7 protein-coding genes are annotated in these 7,459 nt (G+C 51.7%); 6 read left to right on the top strand and 1 reads right to left on the bottom strand.

The features are described from left to right. The first annotated feature begins 529 nt into the window (after positions 1 to 529). Genes ACN4EG_RS26655 through ACN4EG_RS26645 form a run of 3 tightly spaced genes read left to right on the top strand, consistent with a single transcriptional unit; the run spans position 530 to position 2,280 of the window. Complete coding sequence (locus tag ACN4EG_RS26655) at positions 530 to 781, top strand: hypothetical protein (RefSeq protein ID WP_431633318.1); 252 nt, start codon at positions 530 to 532, stop codon at positions 779 to 781. Continuing rightward, a complete protein-coding gene (locus tag ACN4EG_RS26650; protein WP_431633317.1) occupies positions 778 to 1,560 on the top strand; it encodes a sulfate ABC transporter substrate-binding protein in 783 nt (260 codons plus the stop codon). The genes ACN4EG_RS26655 and ACN4EG_RS26650 overlap by 4 nt, the downstream gene beginning before the upstream one ends. 57 nt (positions 1,561 to 1,617) lie before the next feature. Continuing rightward, a complete protein-coding gene (locus tag ACN4EG_RS26645) occupies positions 1,618 to 2,280 on the top strand; it encodes a hypothetical protein (RefSeq protein ID WP_431633316.1) in 663 nt (220 codons plus the stop codon). An 11-nt stretch (positions 2,281 to 2,291) separates the two neighbouring features. On the opposite strand, the gene ACN4EG_RS26640 is transcribed toward ACN4EG_RS26645, so the two are convergent. Continuing rightward, positions 2,292 to 4,940 carry a DNA gyrase/topoisomerase IV subunit A gene (locus tag ACN4EG_RS26640; RefSeq protein WP_431633315.1) on the bottom strand — a complete coding sequence of 883 codons (2,649 nt, stop codon included), beginning with the start codon at positions 4,938 to 4,940 and terminating at the stop codon, positions 2,292 to 2,294. Positions 4,941 to 5,285: 345 nt separating this feature from the next. Here ACN4EG_RS26640 and ACN4EG_RS26635 point away from each other — a divergent pair, with 345 nt between their 5' ends. From ACN4EG_RS26635 to purU, 3 genes are all read left to right on the top strand, one after another. Next, a complete protein-coding gene (locus ACN4EG_RS26635) occupies positions 5,286 to 5,684 on the top strand; it encodes a response regulator (protein ID WP_431633314.1) in 399 nt (132 codons plus the stop codon). 133 nt (positions 5,685 to 5,817) lie between these two features. Next, entirely contained in the window at positions 5,818 to 6,510 is a 693-nt protein-coding gene (locus ACN4EG_RS26630; protein ID WP_431633313.1) for a DUF4340 domain-containing protein, read from the top strand. Between the two features lie 70 nt (positions 6,511 to 6,580). Beyond that, complete coding sequence (gene purU, locus ACN4EG_RS26625) at positions 6,581 to 7,432, top strand: formyltetrahydrofolate deformylase (RefSeq protein WP_431633312.1); 852 nt, start codon at positions 6,581 to 6,583, stop codon at positions 7,430 to 7,432. Positions 7,433 to 7,459: the final 27 nt, after the last annotated feature.

The raw sequence follows: 7,459 nt of genomic DNA, 5'->3' as shown, positions 1-7,459 counted from the left end.
GGTTGAAGCCCTGGTTCTCTCACTGATTCAATCTCTAATCCCTAATATGATGCTAAATTACCTGCTTTTTCACGATTCTTGGTAAAACTCTTTATTTTTTTAAGCCTGAGTAGTTACGGAGCTTGAATCATTAAGGTAGTGCTTCAAAAACACCATGCCTTAACACCATGCCTTTCTAGACCGATCGTGCTTGCAATTGTTCCGCCCCAAAACAACTTGCCCTTGATTGACCTTGACAGAAACCGATCGGCAAATTAACTCGTATCTTTGTCAACCAGCCTTTTTTGTCTTTTGTCAACGACTCCAATTTCAATAATCTACGGTTCGTCGGTCGGGATTGGGTAGATTTTTCTTGCTTTTCCTAGGCTACTTCTGTAGGATGGACACTTAATACGGTATTCCGATCAAATTACCGTAGATTAAACAAGGAGATTCTATGGACAGGCAGAACAAGAGGCTGGGAAGTAGGGTGCAACAGGTTTTTTAAGGGCGATGGAGCCGTAGCCAGCGATGGGTTAGCACCTTTTTGATGGGGATTGTCTTGTCGATCGCGCTGGCAGCTTGCGCCGGAGGACAGAACCAGCCCAATGCCACTGTCAACTCTGCCAATTCCGGGGGATCTTCCCAGTCGGTGGAATTGACTCTCGTGGGTTATGCAGTCCCGAAGGCGGCCCATGATGCCATCATTCCGAAATTCCAGGCGCAATGGAAAAAAGACCATGGCCAAACCGTTACCTTCCGGCAGAGCTACGGAGCTCGGGCACACAAACCCGCGCTGTGATTGATGGATTAGAAGCGGATGTGGTGCATTTAGCGATCGGAGCCGATGTCAATAAACTGGTTAAGGCAGGCTTGGTCAAAGCGGATTGGTCGGAACGGGTTCCCAATCAGGGCATTGTGGCGGAAACCGTAGCCGCTATCATTATCCGCGAAGGCAATCCCAAGGGAATTAAATCCTTTGCCGATCTTGCCCGAGAGGATGTGAAATGGGTGACGCCCAACCCCAAAACCTCCGGAGGTGCCCGGTGGAACTACTACGCTTTGTGGAATTACGCGAAAAAAATGGGTAATGACGATGCCAAGGCCCAAGTCCTACTCACGAAAGCGTTTCAGAACGTGGTCGTGCTGTCTAAAGATGCGCGGGAATCCACAGATGCATTCGTGAACCAAGGCCAAGGAGATGCCTTAGTGAATTACGAAAATGAGGTGATTCTCGCCAAGCAAAAGGGTGAAAAACTCGATTTTGTGGTGCCAGAGACGAACATCTCCATCGATACTCCGATCGCGGTTATTGACCAAAACGTTGAAAAACATGGCACGAAAGAAGTGGCGGATGCCTTTGTCAAATTCCTCTTTACACCGGAAGCGCAACGGGAATTTGCCAAGGTCGGGTTTCGTCCGATCGGGGATGCAGCCAAAGATCCAGACGTGACCAAGCAATTTACGCCTGTCAAACAACTCGCGAAAATTGATGAATATGGCGGCTGGCAAGTGGCCCAAAAGACCTTTGAAGACGGGGGAGTTTTCGATACGATCGAGGCGGCGATCGCCCAGCGATAATAAGTTGATAGATAATTAAGCTGATAGATTGTGTTGATTCCCCAATTAGGAGGCTGAATGCCCGATCGCTCCTTTGCCGACCTGTTGTACCAAGTTGCTACGCAACCGAGTTCGGGCGATCGGCCTGCGGCCCAAGAGGTGGTTCAGGCTCTTTTGCAAGCGGAGAAAGTAACCAAACAGTCACGAACGCTTTATCCCATCACCGATTTGGTCGGGAAATGGCGACTGTGTTTTGTCACCGGAACCAAGCGGGTGCGCCGACGGGCGGGCATTGTTTTAGGGCCAGGGTTTTATCTTCCCAAATGGGTTCCAGCCTATCTGGAATTCGCGCCGTTGTCTGAACCCACGCATTGCGCGACGGCACCAGAACTCGCTCCCAACGGGCCCTCAACCACCGTTGCCAATCTCGGCCAGAATTTAACGATTGCCAATCAACTGCAAGTCGGACTCGTCAGCCTGCGGTTAACGGGGCCAGCCCGCTATCTCCGCAAAAAAAATCTACTGGCCTTTGATTTTCTCCACTTGCAAGTGCAGGTATTGGGACAAACCCTCTACAACGGCAAATTCCCATCTCCCCAGCGGGGCAAAGCTTTTGATGAATTACCGATCGGCCAATTGCCTTTTTTTGCCTTTTTCGCAGTGACCGATCGCTACATTGCCGCACGGGGGCGGGGCGGTGGCCTCGCCCTGTGGGTGAGATCGGTTGAGCCAGGGGGGTAGAACGGGTTGCTTTAGAACTCGTCGTCTAGCTCTCCATAGGGCACGATCGGCAGAATCAGATCTGTTAGCTTTTCCCCCTTGGTCACTTTAAAAGGTTTTTCTCCCTTATCCATACGATTGCCCAAGGGAACCGCTTCGATCGGCAGTTTGACCACGTAGGGATCACTGGTCAGAACCAGCGTGTGGGTGGCGGGGAATGCCACCACCATGCCCAAGAGTGCATCGGATTTGTTCGTGAATTGGAAGACATTCTGCCCTAATTCACCGGGACTGCAAAGTTTCAGATCGCCGACGGTCATGCGCTTGCCGTAGCCTTGCTCAGACAGCATCAGGAAATCGTCTTCATAGCCCGCGATCGCCCAACCAACAAAGCGTTCCAGCTTCAACAGCTTGGTGACTTGGCTTCCTACGGAGGTGCGATTGGAGATCGGAAAGGTGTCTTCGTTCACCTCAATGCGAATGACGCGCCCCGTACTGGTGCAGATCACAACCTGATCGCCTTCCTCCACAAAGCCCGCTAACAGAACCGTATCGTCATCCTTGAGCTTGGTGGCAATCAGGCCACGATTGGTCATGTCCTGGAATTCTGTTAAGACAATGCGCTTCATTTTGCCCTGAGTCGTTAACAGCAGCAGGGCTTGACTGTCTAAGTCCTCTGGCAAGAAGAAAGTCGTCACGATCGCACTCGTATCGGCTCCAACACCAGAATTAGGCGGCAATAGCGTCACTAAAGGCACACCCTTCGTGCGAGCTGCCGTTTGGGGAATGTCGCGCACACTCAGTGGAAAGGCTTTACCATTGCGGGTCAAGACCACTAGCGTTTCCGCCGTTGTTGTAAATTCTGTCTGAATGACGATATCTTCAAACTCTTCTAGAATTGGTTTTTCTATTTCAGCAGTTTTTTGTTGCTGGCGTTGATAGGTTTTGGGACTAACGCGACGAATGTAGCCTTTTTGTGTCAATTCGACGACGGTTTCCTGATCTTCTTCCACCGCAAATAATTCAACTTCTTCGATCGCGGTTTTTGGCGAAGCTTTGCGACTTTTTTCCGCCTTCGCTACGTTTGGTGCCAAGGTCTCTTCGCCCCGAACTTCTGGGGGCACACTCGTTCGCTTGGCCGATGTTTTGGCCGATTCCGTTGGGGCCGTGGGCGCAGTCCCAAGGTTGAGAATTCGGGTTTTCCGCGCATCACCAAATTGCTTTTTCAAATGGCGAAATTCTTTCTTTAATGCCTTGAGCAATTCCCGTCGATCGCTCAACAGTTTTTTCAAGTCGGTAATTTTAGTGGTTAACTCCTCAAACTCAGTTTGTAAATTCTGGCGCTCTAATCCCGTCAAACGGCGCAGCGGCATGCCTAAAATCGCATCGGCTTGGCGATCGCTAAAGTCAAACTGATTTTGCAATTCCAGCTTGGCGCTGGTTCCATCGGGTGCATTGCGCAGGATATCAATCACATCGTCAAGATTCGCCAGCGCTTCCAGCCAGCCTTCCACGAGGTGAATTCGGTTTTCGTGCTGGGTCAGTTCGTGGCGATAGCGACGGGTCAGGGTCTCTTCCCGGAAGGTGAGAAATTCCTGGAGCAGTTCCCGCAAAGGCATCTGGCGCGGTTGCCCCTCGGATAGGGCCAGCATGATCGTACCGAAATTACTTTGCAGGGATGTTTGTTTATATAACCCTTGCAAAATCTTGTTGGGGTTCGTATCCCGCTTCAGCTCAATCACGACGCGGATGCCTTCCCGATCGCTTTCATCGCGAATATCGGAAATTCCCTCCAACTTACCCGCATTTACCAGTTCCGCAATTTTTTCGATCAGTGCGGCTTTATTCACCTGGTAGGGCAGTTCTGTGATGACGATCGCCGATCTCCGATGTTTGCCCTTCCCGACCTGGATTTCTTCAATATCCGTGATGCCCCGAATGGGAATACTGCCCCGCCCGGTTAGGTACGCTTCCCGAATGCCATCCGTCCCAACAATTTCACCCCCCGTGGGAAAATCTGGCCCCGGAATAATCTCCAGCAATTTCTCATCGGTCAAGTTGGGATTGTCGATCAGCGCAATCAGGCCATCCACCACTTCCCCCAGGTTGTGGGGCGGAATATTGGTCGCCATCCCCACGGCAATCCCTGAGGATCCGTTGAGCAGCAAAAAGGGGAGCTGCGCCGGAAGGACGGTGGGTTCCTGTTGGGAGTTATCGAAGTTGCCAATAAACTCTACTGTGGAATCGCCAATTTCCGTCAGCATGGACTCATTGCTGATCGGAGCCAAGCGGGTTTCGGTGTAGCGCATGGCTGCGGGTGGATCGTTGTCCACGGAGCCAAAATTGCCATGGCCCGCCAGCAGAGGATAGCGGCTGGAAAAGTCCTGCACCATCCGCACCAGGGCATCATAGACCGCCTGATCGCCGTGAGGATGGTATTTACCCAGCACATCCCCCACGACACGGGCGCATTTCCGGAAGGGGCGATCGGGGGTCAGTCCCAGTTCATGCATTGCGTAGAGAATCCGGCGGTGCACGGGTTTGAGGCCATCACGCACGTCGGGCAAGGCACGCCCCACAATCACGCTCATGGCGTATTCCAAGTAGGACTGCTGCATTTCTGTATGCAGCGCGGTGGAGATCACCTGCCCTGTTTGGAGAATATCTAACTGCTTAGCCATGGACGGGGGTTCCTGTGAAATTTCGCGAAAGGTGGATGGATAGGAGTACTCGTACCCACTCTTAACATAGTTTTGGAAAGGTACGATTTGGAAAAAAGGATTTTTAAGCCATCTCAGTAAAAACCCGATTGTGGATTTTGCTGAATTGAATCATAGATGGAAAAGTTTGAATGAATTTTTATCCGGTAAGCTGTATGGCAGTTTGATGAGATGAGAGTCTAGATTTTGACTTGATCCGTTGGCAAGCACTCTGGCAGTGGAGGCTGTTGGGTAGAGGCTCGTGTAGGACCATTGACAAACTGTAGATGCTAATCGAATCGGGTGCCCAGGATCTAGGTGATAGGGATGAAAACTGTTTTATTAGTTGAAGATGACCCAATCAATGCACGTGTTTTTTCAAAAATCCTCACCAAACGCGGGGGATTGGCGGTCAAGCACACCGAAAACGTGGAAGAAGTTTTACAAATCACGCAAGCGAAGCAAGCTGATATTGTGCTAATGGACGTCTCTCTGTCCCGCAGCATGTATCAGGGCAAATCCGTCGATGGGATCCGGCTGACCCAAATGCTGAAGGATAATCCTGACACCGCCCACCTCCCTGTTATTCTAGTCACGGCCCACGCCATGGATGGCGATCGGGAAACCTTTCTAGCAAAAAGTGGCGCGGATGGCTACATTTCTAAGCCCGTGATTGATCACGAGGCGTTTGTGAATCAGATTTTGGCATTGCTGCCGGAGAGTTAGCGATCGACTGACCAGTCGAGCTAGAGATCGGGTGCGCGATCGAGGGCCAAACCTGTGCATAATTTCATCATTGCTTAAAACATATCGTACATTTGTACTACTATAAGTCCAATTTGGCAAGAAGTTCGGCAAGATGAAATTTCAGCGATCGCCTTTAATTTTACTGCTGGTTGCAGCGCTCTTGGGCGTGGGTGTGTATGTGCTAGAAAGCCGGAAGCCAACGCCTCCAGCCACGGAAACGACGGGCAATCAGCCAATTTTTAACCTACAAGAATCTGAGATTCGGGCTTTAACGCTGAAAACGTTAGTCCAGACCCTGGTCTTTGAAAAGCAGGGCAATCAATGGCAAATGCTCTCACCGGAAAAGACCCCCGCCAGCGATGCCGCGATTGCCTTTTTGACCAATTTAATCGCTACCGGCCAATCGGCACGAGCACTGCCTACGGCTGCCGATCGGCGGGCGGAATTTGGCCTCGACCAGCCCCTTGCCACGGTGGAAATTTGGTTGGCAGACCAGAAAAATCATACGCTGGTGTTAGGGAAATCCAATTTCAATCGCACAGCCTTGTACGCGATCGTAGACCCACCGTCCGATCCCAAAGCCGAGCTAACGGTGTTGCTAGTCCCGACGACGTTTGAAAGTGCTGTTACCCGTCCCCTCTCAGAATGGAAAGCAACGCCTGTCAAGGCGACTCCCGCTCCCACCCCTACTAGCTCTCCCACCGCAAATCCTAGTAGTAGTTCTCCCAGCCCGACTCCAACTCCTACCGTAAATCCTTCTATCTCTCCCACCCCAAACAGCTCTCCCACCCCAAACTCTCCCTAGGATCGCCCTCAAACGGGATTTTTTGCCTATAGTGGAAGATTGAAGTTTTTCCTAAAAGTCCATCTCCACCATGTCTCCCACTGCAACCTTGCTGCTGTCTTGTCCCGATCAGAAGGGTCTGGTCGCGAAACTGGCCAACTTTATTTACTCCAATGGCGGCAATATTATCCAGGCGGATCAGCATACGGATTTTTCGGCGGGGTTGTTTCTGACGCGGATTGAGTGGCAGTTGGAGGGCTTTAACCTGCCCCGCGATGTGATTCATCCCGCCCTAGGGGCGATCGCCAATCCCTTGGGAGCCCATTGGGAGGTGCATTTTTCCGATCGGCTGCCTCGGATTGCCATCTGGGTCAGCAAGCAGGATCACTGTTTACTCGATCTGCTCTGGCGGCACCAAGCGGGGGAACTGGATGCGGAAATTCCCGTGATGATTAGCAACCACGCAGATCTCGCACCGATCTCCCAACAGTTTGGCATTGACTTCCACCACCTGCCGATTACCCCGGACACCAAACTGGCCCAGGAAGCCCAACAACTGGAAATCCTTCAGCGATACCAAATCGATTTAGTCGTGCTGGCGAAATATATGCAGGTGTTGTCCTCGGATTTCGTCCAGAAATTTCCCCGGGTGATTAATATTCACCATTCCTTTTTGCCTGCCTTTGCAGGGGCCAATCCCTACCAACGGGCCTACGATCGGGGAGTGAAAATCATCGGTGCCACGGCCCACTACGCCACGCCGGATTTGGATGAGGGGCCGATTATTGAGCAGGATGTGATCCGAGTCAGCCACCGGGACAATGTGAAGGATTTAATTCGCAAGGGCAAGGACTTGGAGCGGATTGTCCTGGCGCGGGCGGTGCGGCTGCATTTGCAACACCGGGTTTTGGTCTACGGCAATCGGACGGTTGTGTTTGCGTAGAGGGGTAGGCGGGTAGGGGGGTAGGGG

Origin of the sequence: Alkalinema pantanalense CENA528 (assembly GCF_050753345.1) — a bacterium.
Lineage (GTDB): Bacteria > Cyanobacteriota > Cyanobacteriia > Leptolyngbyales > Leptolyngbyaceae > Alkalinema > Alkalinema pantanalense.
This window is presented reverse-complemented; position numbering and strand designations above follow the sequence as displayed.